The following is a 25455-nucleotide window of genomic DNA, read 5'->3' as shown; positions in this document are numbered from 1 at the left end:
ATTTATGGCACGTAAAAAGAAAGCACCGCCGGCAGGCGCACCAGCATGGATGTTGACCTTCGCCGATTTGATGTCGCTATTGGTGTGTTTCTTCGTGCTCATTATTTCATTTTCAGTTCAGGATAAGCAGAAGCTTCAGGTGGTTGCAGGGTCAATCAAAGATGCATTCGGCATCAAACAAGTCAGCAAACGCGCCGGTATCATGGAAATCGAGGGGGTGCCACTTCGCGATTTCATGAAGGACATCACCTACGAAAAACAGGTGACAGATGCCGATTTTGCCACAGAAAGCCATCCAGAAAAGCGCAAACAGGGCCCTGAAGCAAATACCCATACCACCAAGAAAGCAAATATCGAGCGCCCGCGCCAATTTGCAACTGCTGCTGTATCCCTTCGCCAGGCATTTCAGGAAATGCCTGAAATCACAGAGGTCTCCAGTAATATCATTCTTGAGGAAACTGACGAGGGGCTAAATATTCTGATCGTCGATCAGGAAGGTCGGTCAATGTATCCGGAAGGATCTAAATATCCTTACGAGATCACGCGCACCCTGCTTGCCAAAATGGCGCCAATTCTCGCAAAGTTGCCAAACCGTGTTCGCATTACGGGCCACACAACAACGGGCCAGCTGATAACATCTCCAAGCGAGACTGGCTGGGAACTTTCAGCAGATCGTGCAAACACTGCTCGCCAAATTCTCTTTGAATACGGATTACCCTCCAACAACGTTCATTCCGTTGTTGGTAAAGCAGATACTGAGCCACTCTTTCCAAATGACCCGTATCTTGCAGCGAATCGGAGAATTTCGATTCTCCTGATGGCAGAAGAACCGCCGCTGCCACCAGATTTAAATCCCTATCAATAAGGGTTAAGCGGCCTCATCAGAAGAAGCTGCATCTACAATCAGGGTCGTACCGTCTTGACCCACAATCTTTACGTGAGAACCTGCTGGCAAATCTGGCCCATTGATACGCCATATGGAATCACCAATCTCCAAAGTGCCTTTTCCATGCGCAACCTCATTTTTGAGGACAAAAACCCGACCCTGATAGCGACTTCCCCGATTGTTCAAATACGGATCGCCCACACTCTTATCAACTCTCAGAGTGAGCCGGCGGCCAACGACCAGGAAGCTGAGAGACAAGACTCCCCAAAGCACAAGTTGCCAGCGCCAGTCCGGTGCAAAATAGGCAACCACGATGCCAACAACCAGAGCAGCAGCTCCAAACCAGATCAGGAATGACCCGGGTATGGCAAGTTCCAGTCCGACTAAAACCAAACCGGACGCAAACCAAACCCACGGCTCAATACTGCTCTGGAACAATTCCACTAACATACTGATCAGTCCTCCGAATTACCTGTATTGGGCACACGACTACTCTTGCGGCGCTCATTATCTTTAAACGCTTCCTTGCCGATCTCAGCAATACCAGCCAGACTTCCTATCATAGCAGTCGCTTCCATAGGCACGATGAGCGTTTTCTGATTTGGAGATTTTGCAAGTTCTCCGAACGCTTCAACATATTTACTTGCAACAAAATAGTTGATCGCACCCATATCACCCTCAGCAATAGCCTTGGAAACCACCTCGGTTGCCTTTGCTTCAGCCTGTGCCAGCCGCTCACGCGCTTCAGCATCCCGGAATGCAGCTTCCTGACGACCTTCAGCCTCAAGAATGAGCGACTGCTTCACGCCTTCAGCCTTTGCAATTTCGGACTGCCGCGCACCTTCAGCTTCCAGAATAGAAGCGCGTTTTTCACGCTCAGCCTTCATCTGGCGGCCCATCGCCTCCACCAGATCTGCTGGCGGATTGATGTCCTTGATCTCGATTCGTGTAATCTTGACGCCCCAAGGCTCACAAGCTGCATCCACAACACGCAACAAACGAGAGTTGATCTCATCACGGTTGGACAACAATTCATCCAGAACCATAGAGCCCATAACACTACGGATGTTGGTCATGGTCAGGTTCAAAATTGCGTTCTGAAGGCCTTGCACTTCATAGGAAGCCCGAGGAGCACTGAGAACCTGATAAAAAGCGACCCCGTTACCTGTAATCGTAGCATTGTCTTTGGTGATCACTTCCTGAGCGGGGACTTCCAACACCTGCTCCATCATGTTGACGCGATGGCCAACACGATCAACAAACGGAATGATGATGTTCAGGCCTGGTTCCAGAGTTTTGCGATACTTACCAAATCGCTCAACGGTATAGTTATAACCCTGCGGGATCATCTTTGCGCCAGCAAAAACAACAAGAATAATAACAGCGACCAGTATCAGGACTGTAATCGAGCTGCCTGTTAGTACGTCCATATGCATTAGTCCTTTTAGAGTAATTCCCTGAACTATCTTAGTTTTTCTATCCAAAAACCAGCGAAATCTAAATTAACAAACGACAAAGAGCCCCTGCCTCCTCAAAGAAACAAGAGCTCTTCTATAAATGGTCAATCTATTCTTAAATTCTAGACCCAGCCTTGCAGCTCTCGGCGCACCACGCTTTCAAGAGTTGCCATACCCTCTGCACTCTCGTTTAAGCATGGGATATGTGTGAATTGCGTCCCGCCATTCTCTTCAAAAATCTCGGCAGCTTCTCCGGCGATTTCTTCCAGCGTTTCCAAACAATCTGCAACAAAACCCGGATTCAAAACAGCAATTCGTTTCACACCGTCTTTCGCCAGCTTTTCAACCGTCTTGTCTGTATAGGGCTGCAACCATTCTTCCGGGCCAAAGCGTGATTGGAAGGTAACTTGAAACTTCTTATCGTCCCAACCAAGCTTCTCTTTCAGCAATCGGCCAGTCTTTTGACAATGACAATGGTATGGGTCACCCTTGTCGAAATAGCTCTGCGGAATGCCATGGAAAGACGCCAGAACTACTTCCGGCTCCTCATCTAACTCAGCAAGCTTAGTTGTGATCGACGTTGCAAGCGACGAGATATAGGTGTCGTCATCGTGGTACGGTGGGACAATGCGAAGGGTGGGTTGCCACCGCATAGTTAACAGCGCACGAAACACTTCATCATTCACAGTTGCAGTCGTAGACGCGGAATATTGGGGATACAACGGGAATACCAGAATTCGATCACACCCCTGTGCTTTAAGCGCATCCAATCGGCTTTTGATCGATGGATTTCCATAGCGCATCGCCCAGTCAACAACCACGTTGTCACCCAAATCCTTCAAAAGCTCACCGAGCTTGTCAGACTGGTTGCGAGTTATCGTACGCAGTGGACTTTCATCCAACTCGTTATTCCAAATCTCTTTGTAAGCCGCCCCAGATTTCTGCGGGCGCTTGCTCAAAACGATCCCATAAAGAATGGGGTACCAAAGCCACCGCGACCATTCGATAACACGCTTATCGGACAGGAATTCAGCCAGATACCGGCGCATAGACCAATAGTCTGTCCCATCCGGTGTACCGAGATTCACGAGAAGAACACCAACTTTCCCAAAGCTCACAGCTGGGTGGTTGCTCGGGAGGGAGGATGGGCAATCTTTATTCTGGCTCATAAAACCTCTATGCGCGTCGGATCCAGTCCATCAGGTAAATAGAGTTTCCATTTGCCCACGCCAAGATCAATCCTGCAGATTTTCCATTTATTTCCGTGAAACTACCCAGAATTGAAAAATGCCAGCCCACGAGAGTAGGCTGGCACATAATAGGAGGAGGATTTTAAGCGGAGTTTAAGCGGAAATCTCACGCTCGTCAGAGATCACTTTTCCATCATTTGGCAATGTATCTGGCGCAACCAGCTCCACATCACCAGAAAGACCAGTGTGTTCACGCAGTGATTTCTTCAGCGCGGCAATAAAATCATCACTCGCCGCTTCCGTTTCCACTTTCAGGATCATGTGATCCTGCTCTCCCTTCCGCACAACCGAAAGACGCGCACGTCCAACATCACCAGCCTGCTTACGAAGGCGTTCGATCTGAGCTGGATCAACAAACATGCCCTTCACTTTGGTCCGCTGGTCAGCACGCCCCATCCAGCCTTTTAAACGCATGTTTGTACGGCCACATGGAGACGCACCCGACAACACGGCAGAAAGGTCGCCTGTTGCAAAACGGATCAAGGGATAGGTTGGAGAGAAGGTTGTAACGATCAGTTCGCCAACTTCACCCTCAGCCACAGGTTCACCTGTTCCCGGACGAACAATCTCGATGATGAAATCTTCATTCACGATCAGGCCTTCCATGGCCTCGCTCTCATAAGCGACAATGCCAAGATCCGCAGTCGCGTATGCCTGAAGCACCTTCACACCACGTTTGGCATACTCTTCACGCAAGGATGGGTAGAGCGCACCGCCAGAAACAAGGCCTCGTGTAAGAGAGCTAACATCAGCACCTAGCTCATCTGCACGGTCCAGAATAATCTTCAGATAATCAGGTGTCCCTGCATAAGCATTCGGGCGCAGACTGGTAATCGCAGAAACCTGCATGTCCGTATTGCCGATACCTGCAGGGAAAACCACACACCCATAGGCACGAGCACCCTGATCCAGAATAAAGCCACCCGGCGTCATATGATAGGAGAGCGCATTGTGAACGATATCACCTGGGCGAATACCGGTTGCATGGAAAGCACGCGCAGATTTCCAAGGATCAGCCTCAGGCCCCTGAGGTTCCCAGATCGGACCCGGCGACATAAAGATACGCTTGTAGCTGGAAAAATCCCCCGTCGCGAAGCCACCAAGCGGCGGTTCTTCCGATTGTGCAGCCAACAAATCTGACTTACGCAACACCGGTAGTTTAGCCAATGCTTCACGGCTGGTAATCTCAGCGGGGTCTATATCTGCTAGATGCTTAGCCCAACCAGAGGCTTCTTTCTTTGCCATAGCAATCTGCGCAGGCAAGCGGCTCATCAAATCTACTTCGCGTTCTTCAGGAGAACGGACCTCTAACTCGTCAAAATATTCATTTCCCATGGAAGCCCTCCCGCGGCATCACTCTCAGTAGTCCCAATGGAGAGGCAGAACCGCCTCCCCCCATATTCGTCTCAACAGTCTCTGCGACTAACGAGCAAAGCCAGTCGCATCCACACGTCCAACGCCCCCTTGGCAATTTGAGGCGGTTGGATCGGCAGCAAGAAGCAGATCACCTATGGATGTATCGGCTTCAATTTTGCCCTTCAGGTTCAAAAATAATTCGGTGATCAATCCACCTTTGCAATTCACGCCAACACGGTCACCAGCTCCAGCGCCAAACGAATTATCAAAGGCCGCTTTCACCTGAGAGACACTCAGTTCATTGCCTATATTGGCAGCAAACAGCTCACGCACGCCGGACGCGTTCAATTGCGCCATCAGATCCAGACTCTCTGAATAATACTCTTCAGGGCTGTCACTGTAACAGGAGCCATGTTTGGTCCATTCATAGCGATCCAGATAGGATTGTATCCCAGGCATAACCTTAATCAGCTCAGCTCGCGTCTCGTCGCTCAAGCGGATAGATTTCAACCTATGCCGATCTTTCCGGTCCGTGAGCTTCTTCTCCGCAGCAGTAATTCCGCACCAGAAGTTTCCGCGTGGCTGCGGCCATAATCCATGAAGCGCAAAATGATCCGCATCATACCGGTCAGCTGTCTGGTTTATGCATTCAGGAACATTTTGGTGCGTTTGACAAAAAGAAGGCTGCCAGCTCGCTGCCAGAAGAAAATCTGCATCTGCTGAAGGGCCAGTCACATCAGGTCTTACAAACTTAACGTCTCCCGCACCGCCAGACCCAGTGCCACCGTCAGTTACAATCTGTCCGCCCTCACCTGCTTCAACCACGTGAAGGCCACACGCAATATCGACCCAGCGCTCACTTGGTTCCACACCATTCATACGAATGAAATAATGGCTCGCATCCGCTTTATTCTTCCCAAGCAATTCATAGGCACGCATGCGCTCTACTGAAACATTCCCGGGGTTAGACTGCTTACGAAACGACTGAAAGGCCGGGCATGTTTCCTCAGCGAGGAAATAGCCATCCAGCTTAACTTGCGAGGAAACAGGCGCAACAAAGGCCACGCTCCAAAGCGCGGCCCCTACAATTATTTTTGAAAGCAAATGCATTTGGTCCTCCAAAACCCTTTTTGCGGCAATGAGCAGCCTGCAGATTATTCAAAACCAGATACATTTACTTCCCGTGACAGTTTACCCCTATGTTTTTGGGGGTATCCCGATTTTCAACTTAAGCCAACCAGCGTTTACGGCGCTTATAATGTTTGCCATCACGGAACGACTTGCGTCCCTCACCGCCAACACCAAGATAGAATTCTTTCACGTCTTCGTTCTCGCGCAGGGATGCTGCATCCCCGTCAAGTACGATACGTCCTGCTTCCATGATGTAGCCGTAGGTCGCGTACTTCAAGGCAACGTTGGTATTCTGCTCGGCAAGAAGGAAGGACACACCTTGGTCTTGATTCAGCTGCCTCACAATCTCAAAGATCTCTTCCACCAATTGTGGTGCAAGACCCATGGAGGGTTCATCAAGCAGGATCATTTCCGGGCGGCTCATCAAGGCACGGCCCACAGCACACATTTGCTGCTCACCACCTGATGTATAGCCAGCCTGAGAGCTGCGGCGTTCACGCAAACGCGGGAAGTAGTTGTATACCATTTCCAGATCCCGCTTAACCGCAGCCGATCCGTCCGTCCGCGTGTAAGCACCGGTCATCAAATTATCTTCAATGGAAAGGTGTCCAAAACAATGACGGCCTTCCATCACCTGAATGCAGCCACGCCGCACCAGATTGTTTGGAGAAAGAGCCTGAACCTCTTTGCCTTGGAAAATAATATTGCCCTTGGTCACTTCTCCACGTTCTGCTTGCAGCAGGTTGGAGATCGCCTTCAAGGTTGTTGTTTTGCCCGCACCATTTGCTCCCAGCAGAGCAACAATCCCACCTCTGGGAACATTCAAAGACACACCTTTGAGAACCAGAACCACATGGTTATAGATGACTTCGATATTGTTGATGGACAAAATGTTTTCGGCAACCTGCAGGTTAGCGGCTGGTGCCTTGGAATTTGATGTTGGTTCAGCAATTGCACTCATGAGATCAGCCTTAACCTGCGAACAGTCCGTTTAAGTGGAGAGTTAAAAATTGGCCGGGCACCAAAGCGCCCGACCAAATAGTCATATGCGCTTAGTTACAAGCCAGATCGCCGCGACCAGGCCATGGTGCATTGTTCTTCGCGTATTCAGCAGCTTTTTCAATTTCCAATGGACGGATGATCTCACGATTAGGTGTCAGCATATCGCTTGCTTTCACAAACTCCTCACCATTCCACTCAAGCATCCACGCACCGCTGTGACCTGTGTGGTTGTCACAAGACAGTTTCAGCGGAGCAATAATGCCGGACATGCCCAGCTCAGTAAGACGCTCTTCTGTGATGTTCAGGTTCTCAAGACCCCAGCGAACTTGCTCTGGAGTGACCATCGGATTTTTAAAATGATCCTGAGCACCCTTGACCGCTTCAGCAACGAATACGGAAAGTGCAATACCGCGCTGGTAGAACACTGTGTCCATGTCCTCTGGCTTTTTGATCATGGAATCACCAGTATCAACAACATGCTTACGAATGTCGTCCAGTACTGGGTAGTTACCAGGTACGGAGAAGCTAATGGATTTGTAGCCTTTGGCTTTTGCACCTAGAGGCTGAAGATCAGCATCAGAACCGGACCACCAGATACCAACGAACTGATCCATCGGGTAACGGGTTTTAACCGCTTCGGTGATCGCACCAGCGTTCATAGCACCCCAACCCCACATGATGACATTGTCTGGGCGTTCACGGCGGATCTGCAACCACTGTGCGGACTGGTTCTGCATTTCTTTCAAACCAACCGGGATTGGAAGAAGCTCAAACCCATTCGCATCTGCAAGTTTCTGCAGCAGCGGAATTGGCTCTTTCCCGAATGGGTGATCCAGGTGAAGAAGCGCAATTTTCTTGCCCTTAAGCGAAGATATGTCACCACCACTGATGTGATCGAGGATCATGTAAGCGCCATCCCAGTAAGACACTGGTGGGTTAAAGGCCCATGCGAAGGTGTTCCCTTCAGACATTGGCGAGAAACCGTAACCAGGAGCAAGGATTGGCACCTTATCAACGTTGGTACGTGGCAAAACCTGCAATGTGATGCCAGTTGACCATGGCTGAGTGATAATAGCATCACCCTTGGTCTTCTCGTAGCACTCAACGCCTTTGTTAGTGTTGTAGCCGGTTTCACACTCAATGTAGTCAATCGGCACACCGCCAATACCACCATCACGTGCGTTCAGCATCAACATGTAATCGCGCTGACCGTTCATGATTGGCGTACCGGTCGCTGCAAACGGGCCAGTCCGGTATGACAGGTTTGGAATATTTAGGCCTTCTGCAGCAACAGCAGCACTCCCCAAAGCAAGGGCCAGAGCACTGGCAGCAACAGTTTTCCCTATTTTACTAAAATATTTCATAGTTTCCTCCGCATTTGCGGCCAAGGCCGCAAGCCATTCCATCGATTCTCCAGCTGCTGAACGCAGTCCATTATTAGTGAGGGAATGGCCAAATAATCAGCTTTTCACGAATAAGCGCCCAGAACCGCGCAAGCCCGTGAGGCTCAACAATCAAGAATAAAATAATGAGAGAACCGACAACCATAACGTTGACGTGTTCCATGGTTGCGGACCCGATATTAAGGCCCAGCATGCTAGGCAGTAGATTCAAAACAACCGGCAGTGCCACAATCAGGAGTGCACCAAGGAAGTTCCCCATAACACTTCCCAAGCCGCCAATGATCGCGATGAAGACGATCTGAAAACTCATAGGAATGTCAAAGAGGTTTGGTTCAGCAGCGCCCTTCCAGAAGAACACCATCAGAGCACCGGCGATGCCGACGATGTAGGAGCTCACAGCAAAAGCACTCAGCTTCGCACGCATCAGATTGATGCCAACCAGCTCAGCTGCGATATCCATATCGCGAACCGCTTTCCACGTACGACCATAACGACCACGCGTCAGATTGATCATCGCAAACGTCACGACGGAAACGATTACCAGAACGAAATAGTACTGCGTCACCGGAGAGGCATTCGGGCCTGTCACGACAAGACCGAACATATCCATGGTACGCACTTCAATCGCGCCCGATGCGTTGTAGTTGTAAAGCCATGCCCACTTCTCAAAGAGCCATACCAGGAAGAACTGCGAAGCGAGTGTCGCAATCGCAAGGTAGAAGCCCTTAATCCGAAGGGAAGGCAAACCAAACGCCACCCCAACAGCTGATGAGAAGAAGCCAGACAGGAACAACGCAACAAGGATGTTCATTTCCGGGAAAATCGTTGTGATTTTGTAGCAAGCATAAGCTCCAACACCCATGAAACCAGCTGTACCAAGCGACAGTTGTCCGGCAAAACCGGTAAGGATGTTAAGGCCAAGAGACGCCAACGAGAAAATCAACACCGGCACCAGCAGCGCTTTGAAAGTGAATTCCGATGCAAACATCGGAAACACCACATACATCGCTGTGAGGACCACGGCCAGCAGGACCATATCCTGCTTGATCGGAAACAGGGCCTGATCGCTTTCATAGGTCGTTTTGAACTGACCAGAGGTTCTGTAAAACACGGCAGGCCTCCCTTATACGCGCTCGATGATCTTCTCACCGAACAGCCCTTGCGGACGGAACAGCAAAACAATCAAAGCAAAGATGAAGGCAAACCAAGTTTCAGTGTTGCCACCGAAGAAAGGCTGACCCCAATAGATTTCGAAGACTTTCTCGAGAAGACCAATCGCTATGCCGCCGATAATCGCACCGGATACGGATTCCAGCCCCCCAAGCATGAGAACTGGCAGTGCTTTGTAAGCAATCACCTCCAGAGCGAAAGATACACCTGCACGCGCACCCCAGACGATACCGGTCGCAAGAGCAACGACACCTGCAATGAACCAGACCAACACCCAGATTGTGCTGAGGGAAATTCCCACTGAGAGCGCTGCCTGATGATCATCTCCAAGAGCGCGAATTGCCCGCCCCATCGCAGATTTATTCAGGAACACCAGCAAACTGACAACAAGAACAATCGCCATCACAACTGCGAAGACATCCTTTTCTTCCAACAACAGGAACCCGTCGAAGGGAGCGAACTCAATCGCACCAGTTGGAATACCAAGAGCTTCGGTGATCATCACTTTGTTCTCGCCACCAAACACGAACTCGCCAAAGCCAACGAGGAACATGGTGATGCCGATGGTTGCCATGAACAAGATAATGTCTGGCTGACCAACAAGCGGACGGAGAACCACACGCTCAACACACATAGCCAGAGCATACATGATGCCAAGCGTCAGCGGCATCGCGATGGCAGCAGCCACAAACTCATTGCCAATATACGGCATGAGGAAGGAATGCAGACCCACCAGTGACAAGGCCGCAAACACGACCATGATACCCTGAGCAAAGTTGAAGATACGCGATGATTTGAAGATCAAAACAAAGCCAAGCGCGATCAGAGAATAAAGGACACCCGAGACAAGGCCTTCCCACAAGACTTGCAGAAAGAAGTCTGGCATCTCAACCATTTGAACGAATGGGTCGATAAATACTAAGTAAAGCGTTTCCACAATCGCCCCCTAATGCGAGAGGCCCAGATAGGCATCAATAACTTCTTGGTTGCTTTGTACTTCTTCAGGCACGCCATCAGCGATTTTGCGGCCATAGTCCAAAACAACAACACGGTCAGAAAGGTCCATCACAACACCCATATCGTGCTCGATAAGCGCGATAGTGGTGCCGAGCTGATCATTCACATCAAGAATGAAACGGCTCATGTCCTCTTTCTCTTCCAGATTCATCCCCGCCATTGGCTCATCGAGCAGCAGCAGTTCCGGTTCCATCGCCAACGCACGAGCCAGCTCAACACGCTTTTGAAGGCCGTAAGGCAGCGTGCCCACCGGTGTTCGACGAATGTGCTGGATTTCGAGGAAGTCGATGATTTCCTCGACCTTCTTGCGATGCTCAATTTCTTCCTGCCGGGCAGGTCCCCAATAGAGCATTTGCCAGAATATGTTTTTGTTCATGCGGGTCGCACGACCAGCCATGATGTTGTCGAGCGTGGACATGCCCTTAAACAACGCCACGTTCTGGAAAGTCCGAGCGATACCCTGATCCACCGCAAGGTGCGGCTTCATGGATTTACGCTTCTCGCCCTTGAACGTGATCACACCTTCTTGCGGCTGATAAAATCCGTTGATCACATTGAGCATGGATGTTTTGCCAGCTCCGTTCGGACCAATAATCGCGCGAATTTCGCCCTTCTTGATGTTGAAGGAAATATTCGTAATTGCCTTCACACCACCAAAGGAAAGAGAGACGTTCTCAAGATCCAACAGAACCTCGCGCTCCTCGGCCTTTCTTTTGACCTCTTCGAGCGTTCGCTCCATCACAGTCATTCTGCCGCCTCCCCAATCGCGGACATCGATTTACGAGTATATGTTTCCACGTCCCGGATCTCGACAGTGGCTTCAATCTTGCCCTGACGACCGTCTTCAAAGACCACTTCAGTCACAACGTGCTTGCTGGTCACACCCTCATAAAACGCTTCAATGAGTGGCCCATAACGATCAGCAACAAAATTACGGCGAACCTTCTGTGTCCGGGTCAGTTCACCATCATCCGCATCCAATTCCTTATGCAGAACAAGGAAGCGATTAATCTGCGCACCAGCCATCAGCGGTTCAGCGGCAAGATCTTTGTTCACCTGCTCCACATGACCCTGGATAGTGTTGTAAACTTCAGGATGTGCAGCCAGCTCCTGATAGGACGCGTAAGCAATATTGTGACGTTCAGCCCAGTTACCAACGGCAGTCAGGTCAATATTGATGAAGGCACAAACATGATCTCTCTCATTACCGAAGGTCACAACTTCTTTGATGTTCGGGAAGAATTTCAGTTTGTTTTCAATATACTTAGGTGCAAACATGGAGCCGTCGGTCAGCTTGCCAACATCCTTGGCACGGTCAATAATCTTAAGATGACCATTTTCAAGGAACATGCCTGCATCGCCAGTGTGGACCCAACCATCTTCGGTTATGGTGTCCTTAGTAGCCTCATCGTTCTTGTAGTAACCTAGGAATGCGCCCGGTGAACGGTACATAACCTCACCACTATCAGCGATCTTGACCTCAACATCCTCCATCGGAATGCCGACTGTATCAGCGTAAATCTGACCATCAGGCTGGGAGGTGATGAACACGGACGATTCAGTCTGACCATAAAGCTGCTTCAGGTTCAGACCAATTGACCGATAGAACTTGAAAATCTCCGGGCCAATTGCTTCCCCTGCAGTATAAGCCACACGAACACGGGAGAAACCCATCTCGTTCTTCAGTGGTCCATAGACACAGAATTCACCGACTGCGTATTTCATGCGCTCAAACAGAGAGGTTTTCTCTCCATTCAAAATACGCTCACCAACCTTGCCTGCGTAAGCCAGGAAGTAATCAAACAGAGATTTCTTCATCTTGCTCGCATCTTCCATGCGAACAGTGATGTGCGTAAGCATTCCCTCAAACACGCGCGGTGGAGCAAACATGTAAGTCGGCGCGATCTCTTTACGGTCAATGGATACCGTTTCAGGACCTTCCGGGCAGTTCACACAATAGCCAGCTGTAATACACTGAGCATATGAGAAAACATGATCGCCAACCCAAGCCATCGGCAGGTAGGCGACTGTGTCTGCGTTCTCATCCAAATTATCGAACTTGTTGGCATTCTGAACGGAAACAATCAGACTGTTGAAAGTCAGCATCACACCTTTAGGGCGACCAGTGGTCCCAGAGGTGTAAAGGATAACAGCAACGTCCTCGCGTTTTCCACTATTGAGACTTTCAGTCCATTCATCACCAAGCTTCTCGTCATTATCGAGCAATGCCTGACCAGCGTCCTGAACGGTTTGATACCGATGCAGACGTGCCGGATCGTAATCACGAAGACCTTTAGGGTCCTCATAGATGATGTGCTCAAGAACCGGAAGCTTCTCAGCCATGTCGAGCAGCTTATCTACCTGCTCTTGATTCTCAACAACTGCAAAACGAACGTCGGCATGGCCCAGCACATATGCAATTTCTTCTGCAACAGAATCTGCATAAACCGGAACGGGTACGCCGCCCAAAGCCTGAACTGCAGCAAACACCCAATAAAGGTGCGGACGGTTTGCACCGACCACTGCGACTTTGTCGCCTTCTTTACAGCCAAGGCTTTTCAATCCAAGCGATAGCTTGCGTACTTCATCCAAGACCTCTTTCCAGGTCCAGGTCTGCCAGATCCCAAGATCTTTTTCGCGATACGCGGGACGATCCCCCCAATCTCGCGCATTCCGAATAAGCAACTGCGGAAATGTATCCATACCCGCTGACGGAGGCACCTGCATTTTTGAATCACCTCTCACCAAAGGTCACAAAATGGTGCCTTTGGTTTGCCTGTTAACTCTGAGGAAATACGAAAGATTAAAACCCCCGCCTCGCAAGTGCTTCACCTGCAAGTTCCTCCCTGAGTTAAGTTCTAGCAAGATACTGAAGTTTTTTTAACGGTTTTATTCGTTGCGCAATGCAACCTATTACAATTGTGCAATGCAAAACAGTGATATTTCAATAGGTTACATAAAAAAATGTCTATACTAAGGTATACATGCCAACTATTCATGGCGCACACGCGAGATACACTAGGTAAACTGAGCCACAATACCTTTGATTAGGTTTCAATTCCTTTTGTAGAACATTGGACTAAGCCGAAAACGAATCACTGGTTTGAACTAGCCGCACTGCAACAAAAAAGGGGCGCGAATACTCGCGCCCCTTACAAATACTAAGCTATTAATACTTTAGCCATAGATCACTTTTGGCAACCACGTCGCAAGTTCTGGGAAGAACCATAGGATAGCCAGCATAGACAGCTGAATGAGCACGAACGGGATGATACCCAAGTAGATATCCGTTGTTTTAATCGATGGCGGAGCAACCCCACGCAAGTAAAACAGCGCAAACCCGAACGGCGGCGTCAGGAAGGATGTTTGAAGGTTCACAGCCATCATCACACCAAGCCATGCCGGGCTCATAGGTTCACCGTTAGGCATCTCAAGTTGCAACAGAACAGGAGCAACCAGAGGAACAACCACGAATACAATTTCCAGGAAGTCCAGGAAGAAGCCAAGGACGAACATGACGAGCATCACGGCAATCACAGCGCCCATTGCGCCACCTGGAAGGTCTGTCAAAGCATCACGAACGAGCTCCTCACCACCCAGATCACGGAAGATCAGGGAGAAGAACGTCGCGCCGATCAGGATCACAAACACCATACACGTGATCTTGGTCGTAGACTCCATCACAGGAACGAGGACATCACGGGTAAACACGCGGTAAAGTGAAACCAGCATACCATAGGCCAGCGTCGCACAAGCCAGACCAGCAGCCCAGATACCAATCATATCCCCCGTAGGGATCTCGTTACGAGCAACGCGTAGATCCATATAGGATGTCAGCGTAAGCATAACCGCAAGAGACAGCACAGCCATATACACCGGCCAGGGTTTCGTCTCGTCCATGCGGTAGCCAGCCAGCAACAACGCACCCACAGCACCAACGGCTGCTGCTTCCGTCGGCGTGGCAATACCCACAAGAATAGAGCCAAGCACAGCAATAATAAGCGCAATTGGCGGCACAAGAGCATGAAGGATCTGGCTGAAACCAGGACCTGCAGACCCATCATCCCGCATTGGCGGAGCTTTGTGCGGCTGCGTAAACGCAACGAACAGCTGATACGCAATATACATACCAACAAGCGCCAAACCGGGAAGAAGCGCACCGGCAAACAAGTCACCGACTGAGAATGGGTCTGGAGCAAAGTTACCCATCTCACGCTGTGCAAGCTGGTAACCGTTGGACAACTGGTCAGCCAGGAACACGAGCACAATTGAAGGCGGAATAATCTGCCCCAGAGTGCCCGAAGCTGCGATGGAGCCACAAGCAAGGCGTGGGCAATAGCCATTACGCAGCATGGTCGGCAGCGATAGAAGACCCATGGTCACCACTGTTGCGCCTACGATACCTGTAGAAGCTGCAAGCAACGCGCCCACAATAGTAACAGAAAGACCAAGACCACCGGGCATACGACCGAACAAGCGGCCCATTGTTTCCAGAAGTTCTTCCGCAACCTTGGAGCGTTCCAGCATAACACCCATGAAGATGAAGAGCGGAACGGCAATCAAAGTCTCATTGGACATGGTGCCGAAAATTCGGCTCGGGATTGCCCCAAGAGTAACACTACCCCCGAAAAACGTTGCAATCAGAGCGAAAATGAGCGCAACACCAGCAAGTGTAAAGGCAACCGGGAAGCCTGCAAGCAAACAAATACAGGCAACGGCAAACATCAAAATATCAAGAGTATGAAGAATTCCATCCATCTCCGCTTACTCCTGAATCTGTCGGAAAGAGTTCAATGCTTCCTTGTCACCGCCAAGGGCAAGAATACTCCGAATAATAATGGCAACACCTTGAAGGCTTACGAGAACAGCAAATCCTATAATCGCACTCTTAAGGAGAAAACGTCCCTGAATGCCGGAGGCTTCCTGAGACCCTTCCAAGATCAACCATGAACTGACGACGTACCCCCAGGACCAGTAGAAGATCACAGCACACATCGGAATAAGGAACAGGATCGAACCCATCAGATCGACCAAAGCCTTCGTACGTGGCTTGGCATCACGGTAGAAAATATCAACACGCACATGCCCATCAACGCTAAGCGTATAAGCTGCTGCCAACATAAACAGGAAACCGTGCATGTACGTGATGGATTCTTGCATCCAAATGGAGCCGATACCGAAAACGTATCTCATCACCACAACGGTGAACTGGACAAGAACAATGCCCAGAGACAGCCAGGCGCAGCTCTTACCGATGCTGCTGTTGACTGAATTAATCAGGTTCATAAGCGCGCGCATGCCCGCCTCATCAGTTGTTCTGAACCAAGCCACTAGGATTTATTATTGGGCCCCAAGGCCGGGATAGAAATTTTAAAAGAAAAGCTCCCCGCAAGGACTGCGGAGAGCTGCAACAGTTCAAAGCAATATTAGCCCAGGATACGATCGCGAGCCGTCAGGTAGTTACGCTCAGCAAGGCTGGACCATGCAGAGGTATCTTTCCGAGACTTAAGGTAGCTTTCGTAGATGCGCTTGGACAGGTCATCAATCTCAGCAACTTCAGCAACAACTTCTTCAGCCTTACGGCCAATTGCATCAAACACGTCGTCAGAGAAATCACGAACCTGAACTTTGTGCTTGGTGAGCAGAACTTCCAGAGCTGCACCGTTGTTGTGGTTGTATTCTGCGAACATGTAGTTGTTCTCAGCCATACATGCAGAGCGAACCAGCTCCTGCTGACCAGGAGTGAAGCTTTCCCAAACGCCCTTATTCATGCCGAAGGAAAGACCAGCGCCTGGCTCATGGAAACCTTTGGTGTAGTAGTATTTAGCAACTTTGTAGAAGCCAAATGCCATATCGTTCCATGCACCAACCCACTCAGTCGCATCAATTGCGCCAGACTGCATTGCAGGGAAGATTTCAGAACCTGGAAGCGCAACAGCAGATGCACCAAGACGGCGAAGAACTTCACCACCAAGACCCGGCATACGCATTTTCAGGCCTTTGAGGTCTTCCAAAGAGTTGATCTCTTTGTTGAACCAGCCACCAGCCTGAAGGCCTGTGTTACCTGCAAGGAAAGACTTAACGTTGAACTGACCTGCGAGCTCATCCCAAAGCTGCTGGCCACCACCGAAGTGCATCCATGCTTCCAGCTCAGCAGCTGTCATGCCCATTGGCACAGCAGTGAAGAAACCGAATGCTTTATGCTTGCCGAGCCAGTAGTAATCAGCAGCATGGTACATATCAGCAGTACCATTAGAAACAGCATCGAAGCTCTCAAATGCAGGAACAAGTTCACCAGCGGCATAAAGCTTAATGGTCAACTGGCCTTCACTTGCAGCAGTGATACGGTCAGCAATACGCTGAGCACCGACGCCGAGACCAGGGAAGTTCTTTGGCCAGGTGGTGACCATTTTCAGTTCGCGTTTACCAGATGCAAGAGCAGGTGCTGCAAGTGTTGCTGCGCCAGCGGTTGCGCCTGCTGCTAAGCCAGCTTTTTTCAGAAAACTACGGCGGTCCATCGAAAACTCCTCCCAAGAGCTTCTAAAATCACATCTCTTTTATGTTTTCACAGAGCTTGCCCTCAATCTTCGAGGCCTCCGCAACAACATGACCAACATCTTATAACCCAAAAACTACGTGAAAATACAAGGAAATCTATACCCTATTGGACAAACTAATAACTCTAGGATCCGCTTACCTAATGTAACTTCTACCTCTTCTGGCGAAATAACCCGTGGCGTAAGCGCTGAAATATTTTAAAGAAATCCTCCGTCCGAAGCTAATAATGCGCCCAAAACTAACATGAACTATCATTTATATTTCAACGGTAATAAGCGGGAAGGTTTGACCTGAATGGGAGCAACCAGACAGCAACAGATACCGAGCAACTACTGCGATCTATCACTATAACATCTTAATATACAATAATTTAGCATAAATTAACCTAACAAACCAATAGATTTCGCGAGGCAATATCCAGCTGAGTATTTCAGATATCAGAGCAAATCCCATCATCACTAACTTGGAAAACTACTGATTGATTCCGCTATTGCTGAAATACAATTACGCTCCAGAACTTTTCCGAAACTTAGGTAGGACACGAACGGGCAAACCATACACGTTCGTGTATTAATGATAGCGCGATTTTCTTCGTTTCAGGCCAGTGAAATAGCAACTACGGAAAATTTCTCACTCATTCAGGCCAGCGATTCTTAAAATTATTGCCAAAAGCCTAGAACAAGCCGGCTGTTGCCCCGCCGTTCAAACCTGCAATCAGCATCAATGTTCCCATCACCAAAATGGTCAACGCACCAACCACCTCAAATCCGTGCAAAATGATACCACCAGCTCTACTTTCAACTCCCCAGATACGCAGTGCCACGTCACGAGAAAGAACGGCCAAACTCGCCAGAATTGAAACGGTTATGCCCGTTCCCAGTGCCATCACAAGCGTTGACGCTACGCCAACCCATACCAGTCCCTGCGAAAACGAAAAGGCGAGTACGATCAGCGCACCTGTGCAAGGCCGCAAACCAACAGCAAGTATGATGGACCAGATGCTTGTGAGAGTAATTGCTGTACCCTGAACCATCTTAGGGTCTGGAGCATGCGAGTGCCCACAACTTGAGCAAACCTCACCCTGAACCTCTAGGTCATGAGAGTGATGAGCATGCGAATGCCCGCAAGCGGATGCAGGCTTCTTTCTAAACCACGGCTTAAGAATACGCTGCCAAACCATGTAGAGCCCAAGCAGAATTACCAGCACATACGAGCCAAGCTCAAACCATCGGGCTGTCGAACTGATCGCCGTACTGGTCAAATGAAGCAACACCCCTGCGCCACCAACAAGCACAATTGCGGTAACAGCCTGCGCGAAGGCGGAAGCGAAGGAAAGCATGATCCCCTTCTTAAGGGTCTGCTTATCCGCGATCACATAGGAAGAGATGACAGCCTTCCCGTGTCCCGGTCCTGCTGCATGGAAAACACCATAGGCAAAGCTGATCATCAGCAGCAACCAACCCGCATTAGGACTGCTGCGGAAGTTCCGCAATGCACTGGTTAATTTTAGATAAAATTCATTCTGCATGCGTGTGATCGTCGCCAGACCCCTTGCAAAAATGTTTGGCTCATTAGACCGCAGCTCAATGTCTACATCTTGAGTGTTTTCAACATTCTCAACAGAGGAAAGAGCAATAGGATCACCACCCATTGCGAGCGCAGCAACAGCAGCCTCTGCCGTCTTTGCAGCTTCATTATCTAAGGTTGACGCAGGATCGTTGGAACTGCCGGAAACATCAACAGCAGGAAGCACACCTTCGCAAGTTACAATCACCTGATTAACCAAGGATTGCGTAAAACTCTCCAACTCCTCGGGAACCTGCCGTTGGTCTGCTCCAATGGTTGCCAGCTGGGCAGCTATTTGACCATCCAACTCAGGTGGATGCACCAGCTCAGTCGAGCACGTTTCCGGGGCATTCCTGAGCGTGACTGCAACACCATTCTTTGGCCATTTGAAATCTATGTAATAGGTCGGGTCGTAAACATCGATTGTGAGGGGCTTATCTGCCCTGACCTTTTCTTTGAGTGGAAGGGTGAAACTCAGCTCAACAAGCGAAACAGGTCTCGTTTCAGGAGAACTGCGCCCAGCTGCAATATCCTCGGCAATTGCCCGTCGGTCTTCCTCACTGATCAGCCAATAATCATCAAAAGGAATAGCGTTCATAGTCATGGATGGCTCAAACGGCTTTGAAAAGTCCAACTCCGTTCGCGTATCATCACCGAACGTGAAATACCCATACTCACCCAAGCCCTGAATGTTCACGGCAGCTAAACCGGTAAGCTCGCTTTCCTCAAACAAACCATTTTTGTTGGCATCCAAACCCTGAATTGCATAGGCGGTATATAAATCGTCAAACAACCAAGTATGCCGAATGTGTGTCAGGTATCCGTCATCATCGAAAATCAACTCTGCATGTGCTTGCACAAAAACATGCGGATGCGCTGCAACCGGCTGAGGCGGTAACACAAATACAAGCAACAAATAAACAGTTGCCAAACACCGGAGGAGTTTGTGAGACATGATACCTAAACACTATATGAGAGCCCGACCCCACAAGTGTAATAAAATAACGACAAATTCAAGACCCATTTATTGAAGCCCATAAGATAGGTTTTTCCTAGTATTGAGAGTCTACCGGATATTTTTTCCGAAACCGATGGTCTGCACCTACGAAATAAACCGGATATTGCTTTAGGAATAAACCATTATCCCAGCAATGCTTCTTGTTCAATTTCGTTTGGGAGGGCTGAATGAACGCTCCATTGCACAGCAAGATAACGATAGACACCCACATGACCCCATTGGACCATCCTGAATTCGCTGGCCACGAGCAAATCGTATTTGCAACGGACAACGCGACAGGCCTGAAAGCGATTATCGCGGTTCACAACACCAACCGCGGCCCCGGTCTCGGCGGATGCCGAATGTGGAACTACACGAGTGCAAATGAAGCGCTAACCGATGTCCTTCGCCTTTCTAAAGGCATGACCTACAAAAACGCACTGGCTGATCTGGCATTGGGTGGCGGCAAGTCCGTCATCATCGCCAATCCTCGTACTGACAAAACACCAGAGCTTTTCAGGGCATTCGGACGCCACATTAACCGCTTGGCCGGCAGCTATATCACAGCAGAAGATGTTGGCATCAGCCCCGACGATATGGAAATCATCAGCAGCCAGACACAGTTCGCGCGCGGGACGGATGCAACTGGCTTCGGTGACCCATCTCCATACACTGCATTGGGAACCTTCGTTGGCATTCGTGCCGCAGCCAAGCATAAGTTCGGCTCAGATGACTTAGCAGGCCTTACAGTATCCCTCAAAGGCCTCGGGCATGTGGGATATGATGTCGCTCGTCAGCTGCACGAAGCAGGCGCAAAGCTCATTGTCTCCGACATATACGAGCCAGCAGTCAAACGAGCTATTGAAGAACTCGGCGCGAGGGCTGTCACCCCGGATGAAGCACATCTGGTGGAAGCCGATATCTTCGCCCCGTGCGCTCTTGGCGGTGGTTTAAATGCAGACACTATTCCAGAGCTAAAAGCTGCTGTGGTTGCAGGTGCAGCCAACAATCAGTTGGAAACACCTGCAGACGGAGAAGCGTTGATGAAGCGCGGAATTCTCTATGCACCAGATTATGCCATCAACGCTGGCGGCGTAATCTCTATTGCGCTCGGTGAGCCGGGAGCATCTGATGCAATCGTGCGCCAAAAGACTTTGGCAATTGGCAACACGCTCTCTCAGATCTTCCAGCGTGCAGATGCCGAAAACCGCCCCACTAACCTCATCGCAGATGAGTTGGCCGAGGAACGTTTCCAGCATCACCACAATCCAGCCTGAACAAGGCCTCGCACCAGCTAAAAGACGCTGAAGGGAGATAAGGCAGCTTGAAAACAAACTGTTTTATAGATCCTTCGGCAAAGGCCCATCAAGGAGTTTGGGGCAGTCACCGCGTTGCTCCAACTTCTTATGCCAGGCCACCATATAATCCACGAAAGCGCGCACTTTTGCCGAGAGATGTCGGCGATGCGGATAAACCGCATACATTGCAGGCCCAGGCAACTCATAGTCTTCCAGGACGGGGATCAATGCCCCCCGCTCAATCTCATCCAGCACATAAAAGATCGGCAAGCGTACAGCACCAAGCCCTGCAAGAGCCGCAGCCACAGCAGTTTTGGCACTGTTCACATGCATAGGACCAGTCACCGCAACAGAACTACGGGTCCCATCAACCTTAAAGCCCCAATTGGCTTTGAATTTGTAGTTCGTATCAATGATGCAAGGCATGGCGGACAAATCTGAAGGCGTCTCCGGTATGCCATGTGCCTCCCAATAGGCAGGTGATGCACACACCAAAACGCGCACATCACGGATTTTACGCGCAATCAGGCTGGAATCTTCCAGCTCCGCCACGCGGATAGCAACATCATATCCTTCTTCAACAATATCAACGAAACGGTCTTCCATCTCGATGTCCAGCTCAACGCGCGGATGTTCTTGCAGGAACGAGGCGAGCACCTGACCAAGCATGGCCTCGGAGAAAGACCTCGGTGCACTCAAACGCAACCGGCCCCGCACTTCACGGTGATCCTGCTGGACAGCATCTTTCAGCTCATCAAACCGCTGTAGAAGCTCGCCCGCTTCCCGAAAATAAGCCTCACCAACCTCTGTCAGAGAGATTTGGCGCGTGGTGCGGTTGAGCAATCGCACACCCAGCTCGTCTTCCAGCTCGCTCACATATTTGGAGATCAGAGCCTTAGAACGTCCCATGTCCCGCGCCGCAGCAGAAAAGCCGCCGCTCTCTACCACCTGCAAGAAACATCTAATTCGTGTGATGGAATCCATCGTATTTTCTCCAAGATAGCAGAGAAGGTTCAGTATCAGCTAAGGTCAAAGAAAGCGAATTCAGATTGACTGCCTTAATCAGGTAATCCCTGGAACAAGCAGTGGGTTGAACAAATGGAACTCTTAAGTAAATTCTAGCCTAAGCCATTACCTAATATAACCAATTTCTTGATAATATCGCCCAAAGGCATAGGATATGTACACTACTAAAATCATAAGGATTCCAATCAGCTCTAACATAAACGCTTCTAGTCTCGAAATTTTGCCTTCATAATAAACACCTACAAACCGAACCAGCACACCAACATGAAAGAGTGAAGCAAACAGCAACAAAGCTCCTTGCGGTAGTTTAGGCAAGAGATATGAGATACTTCCAATTGCTTCAAATTCGTACCAATTTAAAAGCAAAATTGGTAAGCCAATGAGCAATTCAAGAATCAGCAGCGCCTTACGGCTTGACACAACTTGTGGAAGTAATGCAAAAAAAGCGCTTAGAAACAATAGGTTCACCGCATACCCCTGATGATTAATTAGAAACTAAATCAGGCCCTTCTCTGATGCACCCGCCGACGTCTTACGCGCCCAACAACACCAGTTAGCCGCAACAAGAACAAGCCAGTAGCAAAGCCGAGCGCTGCTAACACCCCACCTTCTACGGTTACAGGTACAGCAGGTTCAAAGTCATCCCATGTCGCTTGCGAGAGCTTGATGTCCGGCTCTTTTACAAAAATCCAAACCCGCTCAAACGCAGCAGCAGACGCCATGGAAAACTGTTGGTCTTTGAGAGCACCCAGTCGGTCTAGGGACCGTTCAATGCTTTGTCCACGCAGCTGCACAAAATTGTCGCCGCTTTGAGACATATGCTCAAGAGCTAACGTCACACTTCGGCTTGTTGTTGCTGCATCCGCTTCGAAATCGGCTTTCACTTCTTCCAGCGCATCGATAGCACCACCCATGCGCTGGCGGTATTGCTGAGCAAACTCAGGCAATTGAGAGGTCGCAGTGCCGCTTATAAGTGCAATGCCAAGCGTCAGAACTCTTGCAAACATCATCACGATCCCCTCTCGCCTCTTAGTCTACTAGAGTGATCACTCCGGCAGCACCTTCTTCAGTCCCGAAAGCCAGACGGTTGCCTTTTTTGTCCCACGCAAGTGCAGAAACAGGACCAGCCCCCGGACGACGCAGCAATATTTCTGCATTGTCATGGAACCGCACAGCCATAATCATGCCGTCCTGATAGCCAATCGCCACCATGTCTTCCTTTGGATGACAACTCACAAACGTCACCATGCTGTCACCACGCGTACCCAGCTCCAACGGAGCCTGCCCCATAGGACCGCTTTTACCCGTGAAAGGCCACAGGATTGCCGCTTGAGCCCCGGAAGTTGCCAGATATTTATTCTTGGCTGACCAGCTGATGGACTTCACCTTGCCCGGATACCCGGTCATGCGCATGTCCTGACTGTCTGCCAGACGCCAGCCATGCAACGCATTTTCCTGCATGGTGGTCACAAGGTACTTGCCATCTGGAGAGTAACAGACGCCGCTATGAGCACCCTTCCAGCTGAGTTCCTGAGGGTCACCAGCCGCATTCACCCAAAACAGCGTCACACCATCATAGCGCGCTGCCGCAAGGCGCATCCCTTTTGGAGCAAACGTCAACCCAGCAAAGGCACGTTGCAGCTGAAACTCTTTGATCTCACCAGTCTTCAGACGCACCCACGCCGTCCGGCCAGAGGCATAGGCCACGCTGTCCTGTGGGCCAGTCGCGATAATGTCGATCCATTTACGCGGCTGTTCAGCGAGTTCTTCAACGCTGCCATCCGCCTTCACTTTGCATATACGACCATCACCACCACCGGTCACCAACGCAGAGCCGTCCTGTGTTGGGGTCGCACACAGCAAACCGTTTTTGTGAACCGGAGTTTGAGTCTCAGATCCACCTGCAAAAAAGACGGAGCCTTCACCGCTTGCAAAAGCGGCAACATCACCCAGAAAGTGAGCAGAAACAACAAAACCATCAATATCTAAAGGAGCAATTACAGCCACAGTCGTCTTACTCCGCCACACATGCATCAAACGCAATTTTCAGCGCAGCACCATCCAATTCGCGACCGATAAAGACGATACGGCTTTCACGCTTTTCGTCCTCTTTCCAATCCCGTTGGTGGTTGCCTTCAACAATCATATGAATGCCTTGCACCACATAGCGCTGCGGATCATCCTTGAAGGATAAAATACCCTTCATCCGCAAAATGTTCGGCCCCTGAACCTGCGTAACCTGATTAATCCAGTCGAAGAAGACCTTTGAATCCAGATCACCAGCCGTAAAGGAGAAAGACTTCACAGAATGTGTATCCTCAGGGCCGTGGTCATGATCGCAATCCGCGCCACATTCGTGGTCAGCATGGCCGTGCTCATGTTTGTGATCGTGACCATGATGGTGATGCCCATGCTCATGGTCGTGAACATGCTCTGCTTTTTTAAGAAATTCAGGATCAAGGTCAAGGATGCGGTCCAGCGCAAACGCACCCCGGTCCAACACATCAGAAATAGCAATTTGACACCGTTCGGTGTGGTGCAGTTTCGCATACGGATTGATCTTGCGAATAGCCGCTTCAACACCAGCCAGCTCTTCTGCGGAAACAAGATCGACCTTATTCAGCAAAATCACATCAGAAAACGCAATCTGGTCTTCAGCTTCATCTGTGTCTTTCAAACGCAGCAGCACATGACGCGCATCAACAACAGCCACCACAGCATCAAGCTTGGCAGCGGCGCGCACATCATCATCCATGAAGAAGGTCTGCGCGACAGGAGCCGGATCAGCCACACCGGTTGTCTCTACGATGATCGCATCAAAAGCGCCCTTACGCTTCATCAGGTTCTCAACGGTACGGATCAAATCACCACGAACTGTACAGCAGATACAGCCGTTGTTCATTTCATAAACCTCTTCGTCGGACTCAACGAGAAGGTCGTTATCAATGCCAATTTCACCAAATTCATTGACGATCACAGCATAACGAGTGCCGTGATTTTCGCTCAGAATACGGTTGAGCAGCGTGGTTTTACCTGCGCCCAGATATCCGGTCAGCACGGTAACAGGGATACGGCCATCAGCAGCCTCAGACATTTACGTCTCCTTGGATGGGTGTGCTCTTGCTATCAGCTGGCACATTAATCTCATGCCCTCAATATAGACAGTTGCTCTGCCAGCAAAAGGGTTAGCACTCCACTTCTTTGCACCTAATCGAAATATCCGCAGTTCAGTTTGCGTTATCTCTAGATTATCCTGAGAATTCCACATGAGTGAAGCACTCGGAATTCCTCTAGGACTAGTATCAATCACTATCATGATGCTTCGGGAGGGAACTGAA

General features: G+C 49.9%; 22 protein-coding genes. 2 read left to right on the top strand and 20 right to left on the bottom strand.

What is annotated here, in order from left to right; genetic code table 11:
- Positions 1-4: 4 nt before the first annotated feature.
- A complete protein-coding gene (locus BLS62_RS21880; protein ID WP_093185980.1) occupies positions 5-865 on the top strand; it encodes an OmpA/MotB family protein in 861 nt (286 codons plus the stop codon).
- Between the two features lie 3 nt (positions 866-868).
- Here BLS62_RS21880 and BLS62_RS21875 read toward each other — a convergent pair whose 3' ends face one another.
- The 15 genes from BLS62_RS21875 to BLS62_RS21805 form a co-directional block, all read right to left on the bottom strand.
- Positions 869-1336 (bottom strand): NfeD family protein, encoded by a 468-nt coding sequence (locus BLS62_RS21875; RefSeq protein WP_093185976.1) that lies wholly within the window; start codon positions 1334-1336, stop codon positions 869-871.
- Positions 1337-1341: 5 nt separating this feature from the next.
- The gene (locus tag BLS62_RS21870) at positions 1342-2316 is read right to left on the bottom strand and encodes an SPFH domain-containing protein (RefSeq protein ID WP_093185972.1); all 975 of its coding nucleotides are present in this window, start codon (positions 2314-2316) and stop codon (positions 1342-1344) included.
- 149 nt (positions 2317-2465) lie between these two features.
- Positions 2466-3512, bottom strand: a complete 1047-nt coding sequence (hemH, locus tag BLS62_RS21865; protein WP_093185968.1) for a ferrochelatase — start codon at positions 3510-3512, stop codon at positions 2466-2468.
- 174 nt (positions 3513-3686) lie between these two features.
- Complete coding sequence (locus BLS62_RS21860; protein ID WP_093185963.1) at positions 3687-4928, bottom strand: phenylacetate--CoA ligase family protein; 1242 nt, start codon at positions 4926-4928, stop codon at positions 3687-3689.
- An 87-nt stretch (positions 4929-5015) separates the two neighbouring features.
- The gene (locus BLS62_RS21855; protein ID WP_093185956.1) at positions 5016-6059 is read right to left on the bottom strand and encodes a ribonuclease T2 family protein; all 1044 of its coding nucleotides are present in this window, start codon (positions 6057-6059) and stop codon (positions 5016-5018) included.
- A 118-nt stretch (positions 6060-6177) separates the two neighbouring features.
- Positions 6178-7041: an ABC transporter ATP-binding protein gene (locus BLS62_RS21850; RefSeq protein WP_093185953.1), complete on the bottom strand. Its 864-nt coding sequence runs from the start codon at positions 7039-7041 to the stop codon at positions 6178-6180.
- A gap of 91 nt (positions 7042-7132) precedes the next feature.
- Positions 7133-8446, bottom strand: a complete 1314-nt coding sequence (locus BLS62_RS21845) for an ABC transporter substrate-binding protein (RefSeq protein ID WP_093189397.1) — start codon at positions 8444-8446, stop codon at positions 7133-7135.
- Positions 8447-8519: 73 nt separating this feature from the next.
- Positions 8520-9596: a branched-chain amino acid ABC transporter permease gene (locus BLS62_RS21840; RefSeq protein WP_093185948.1), complete on the bottom strand. Its 1077-nt coding sequence runs from the start codon at positions 9594-9596 to the stop codon at positions 8520-8522.
- Between the two features lie 12 nt (positions 9597-9608).
- Positions 9609-10592 (bottom strand): branched-chain amino acid ABC transporter permease, encoded by a 984-nt coding sequence (locus tag BLS62_RS21835; protein WP_244283607.1) that lies wholly within the window; start codon positions 10590-10592, stop codon positions 9609-9611.
- A 9-nt stretch (positions 10593-10601) separates the two neighbouring features.
- The gene (locus BLS62_RS21830) at positions 10602-11420 is read right to left on the bottom strand and encodes an ABC transporter ATP-binding protein (protein ID WP_093185943.1); all 819 of its coding nucleotides are present in this window, start codon (positions 11418-11420) and stop codon (positions 10602-10604) included.
- A complete protein-coding gene (locus BLS62_RS21825) occupies positions 11417-13399 on the bottom strand; it encodes an AMP-dependent synthetase/ligase (protein WP_200798556.1) in 1983 nt (660 codons plus the stop codon). Before BLS62_RS21825 ends, BLS62_RS21830 begins: the two co-directional genes overlap by 4 nt.
- A 450-nt stretch (positions 13400-13849) precedes the next feature.
- Positions 13850-15430 (bottom strand): TRAP transporter large permease, encoded by a 1581-nt coding sequence (locus BLS62_RS21820; RefSeq protein ID WP_093185938.1) that lies wholly within the window; start codon positions 15428-15430, stop codon positions 13850-13852.
- A 6-nt stretch (positions 15431-15436) separates the two neighbouring features.
- Positions 15437-15970, bottom strand: a complete 534-nt coding sequence (locus tag BLS62_RS21815) for a TRAP transporter small permease subunit (protein ID WP_093185933.1) — start codon at positions 15968-15970, stop codon at positions 15437-15439.
- A gap of 128 nt (positions 15971-16098) precedes the next feature.
- Positions 16099-17190: a TRAP transporter substrate-binding protein gene (locus BLS62_RS21810; protein ID WP_093185928.1), complete on the bottom strand. Its 1092-nt coding sequence runs from the start codon at positions 17188-17190 to the stop codon at positions 16099-16101.
- 713 nt (positions 17191-17903) lie between these two features.
- On the bottom strand, positions 17904-19751 hold the full coding sequence (locus BLS62_RS21805; RefSeq protein ID WP_093185923.1) for a HoxN/HupN/NixA family nickel/cobalt transporter: 1848 nt from the start codon (positions 19749-19751) through the stop codon (positions 17904-17906).
- 230 nt (positions 19752-19981) lie between these two features.
- On the opposite strand from BLS62_RS21805, the gene BLS62_RS21800 reads away from it, so the two are divergent.
- Positions 19982-21070: a Glu/Leu/Phe/Val family dehydrogenase gene (locus BLS62_RS21800; protein ID WP_093185918.1), complete on the top strand. Its 1089-nt coding sequence runs from the start codon at positions 19982-19984 to the stop codon at positions 21068-21070.
- 63 nt (positions 21071-21133) lie between these two features.
- On the opposite strand, the gene BLS62_RS21795 is transcribed toward BLS62_RS21800, so the two are convergent.
- The 5 genes from BLS62_RS21795 to BLS62_RS21775 all read right to left on the bottom strand — a co-directional run bounded on the left by BLS62_RS21795 (position 21134) and on the right by BLS62_RS21775 (position 25211).
- Positions 21134-22075 (bottom strand): LysR family transcriptional regulator, encoded by a 942-nt coding sequence (locus tag BLS62_RS21795; protein ID WP_093185913.1) that lies wholly within the window; start codon positions 22073-22075, stop codon positions 21134-21136.
- 147 nt (positions 22076-22222) lie between these two features.
- Positions 22223-22585, bottom strand: coding sequence for a hypothetical protein (locus BLS62_RS21790; RefSeq protein WP_093185909.1), 363 nt, complete (start codon positions 22583-22585; stop codon positions 22223-22225).
- 32 nt (positions 22586-22617) lie between these two features.
- On the bottom strand, positions 22618-23127 hold the full coding sequence (locus BLS62_RS21785) for a DUF2937 family protein (RefSeq protein WP_093185906.1): 510 nt from the start codon (positions 23125-23127) through the stop codon (positions 22618-22620).
- Between the two features lie 19 nt (positions 23128-23146).
- Positions 23147-24124, bottom strand: coding sequence for a WD40 repeat domain-containing protein (locus BLS62_RS21780; protein WP_093189387.1), 978 nt, complete (start codon positions 24122-24124; stop codon positions 23147-23149).
- A gap of 7 nt (positions 24125-24131) precedes the next feature.
- The gene (locus BLS62_RS21775; protein WP_093185901.1) at positions 24132-25211 is read right to left on the bottom strand and encodes a CobW family GTP-binding protein; all 1080 of its coding nucleotides are present in this window, start codon (positions 25209-25211) and stop codon (positions 24132-24134) included.
- Positions 25212-25455 lie beyond the last annotated feature (244 nt).

The organism is Pseudovibrio sp. Tun.PSC04-5.I4 (assembly GCF_900104145.1).
In the GTDB taxonomy this organism is placed as follows: Bacteria; Pseudomonadota; Alphaproteobacteria; order Rhizobiales; family Stappiaceae; genus Pseudovibrio.
This window is presented reverse-complemented; position numbering and strand designations above follow the sequence as displayed.

Bases quoted from the DNA above. Each gene is read 5' to 3' on its own strand.
- BLS62_RS21880 (WP_093185980.1), top strand. From the start codon at position 5: ATGGCACGTAAAAAGAAAGCACCGCCGGCAGGCGCACCAGCATGGATG.
- BLS62_RS21875 (WP_093185976.1), bottom strand. From the start codon at position 1,336: ATGTTAGTGGAATTGTTCCAGAGCAGTATTGAGCCGTGGGTTTGGTTT.
- BLS62_RS21870 (WP_093185972.1), bottom strand. From the start codon at position 2,316: ATGGACGTACTAACAGGCAGCTCGATTACAGTCCTGATACTGGTCGCT.
- hemH (WP_093185968.1), bottom strand. From the start codon at position 3,512: ATGAGCCAGAATAAAGATTGCCCATCCTCCCTCCCGAGCAACCACCCA.
- BLS62_RS21860 (WP_093185963.1), bottom strand. From the start codon at position 4,928: ATGGGAAATGAATATTTTGACGAGTTAGAGGTCCGTTCTCCTGAAGAA.
- BLS62_RS21855 (WP_093185956.1), bottom strand. From the start codon at position 6,059: ATGCATTTGCTTTCAAAAATAATTGTAGGGGCCGCGCTTTGGAGCGTG.
- BLS62_RS21850 (WP_093185953.1), bottom strand. From the start codon at position 7,041: ATGAGTGCAATTGCTGAACCAACATCAAATTCCAAGGCACCAGCCGCT.
- BLS62_RS21845 (WP_093189397.1), bottom strand. From the start codon at position 8,446: ATGAAATATTTTAGTAAAATAGGGAAAACTGTTGCTGCCAGTGCTCTG.
- BLS62_RS21830 (WP_093185943.1), bottom strand. From the start codon at position 11,420: ATGACTGTGATGGAGCGAACGCTCGAAGAGGTCAAAAGAAAGGCCGAG.
- BLS62_RS21825 (WP_200798556.1), bottom strand. From the start codon at position 13,399: ATGCAGGTGCCTCCGTCAGCGGGTATGGATACATTTCCGCAGTTGCTT.
- BLS62_RS21820 (WP_093185938.1), bottom strand. From the start codon at position 15,430: ATGGATGGAATTCTTCATACTCTTGATATTTTGATGTTTGCCGTTGCC.
- BLS62_RS21815 (WP_093185933.1), bottom strand. From the start codon at position 15,970: ATGCGCGCGCTTATGAACCTGATTAATTCAGTCAACAGCAGCATCGGT.
- BLS62_RS21810 (WP_093185928.1), bottom strand. From the start codon at position 17,190: ATGGACCGCCGTAGTTTTCTGAAAAAAGCTGGCTTAGCAGCAGGCGCA.
- BLS62_RS21805 (WP_093185923.1), bottom strand. From the start codon at position 19,751: ATGTCTCACAAACTCCTCCGGTGTTTGGCAACTGTTTATTTGTTGCTT.
- BLS62_RS21800 (WP_093185918.1), top strand. From the start codon at position 19,982: ATGAACGCTCCATTGCACAGCAAGATAACGATAGACACCCACATGACC.
- BLS62_RS21795 (WP_093185913.1), bottom strand. From the start codon at position 22,075: ATGGATTCCATCACACGAATTAGATGTTTCTTGCAGGTGGTAGAGAGC.
- BLS62_RS21785 (WP_093185906.1), bottom strand. From the start codon at position 23,127: ATGATGTTTGCAAGAGTTCTGACGCTTGGCATTGCACTTATAAGCGGC.
- BLS62_RS21775 (WP_093185901.1), bottom strand. From the start codon at position 25,211: ATGTCTGAGGCTGCTGATGGCCGTATCCCTGTTACCGTGCTGACCGGA.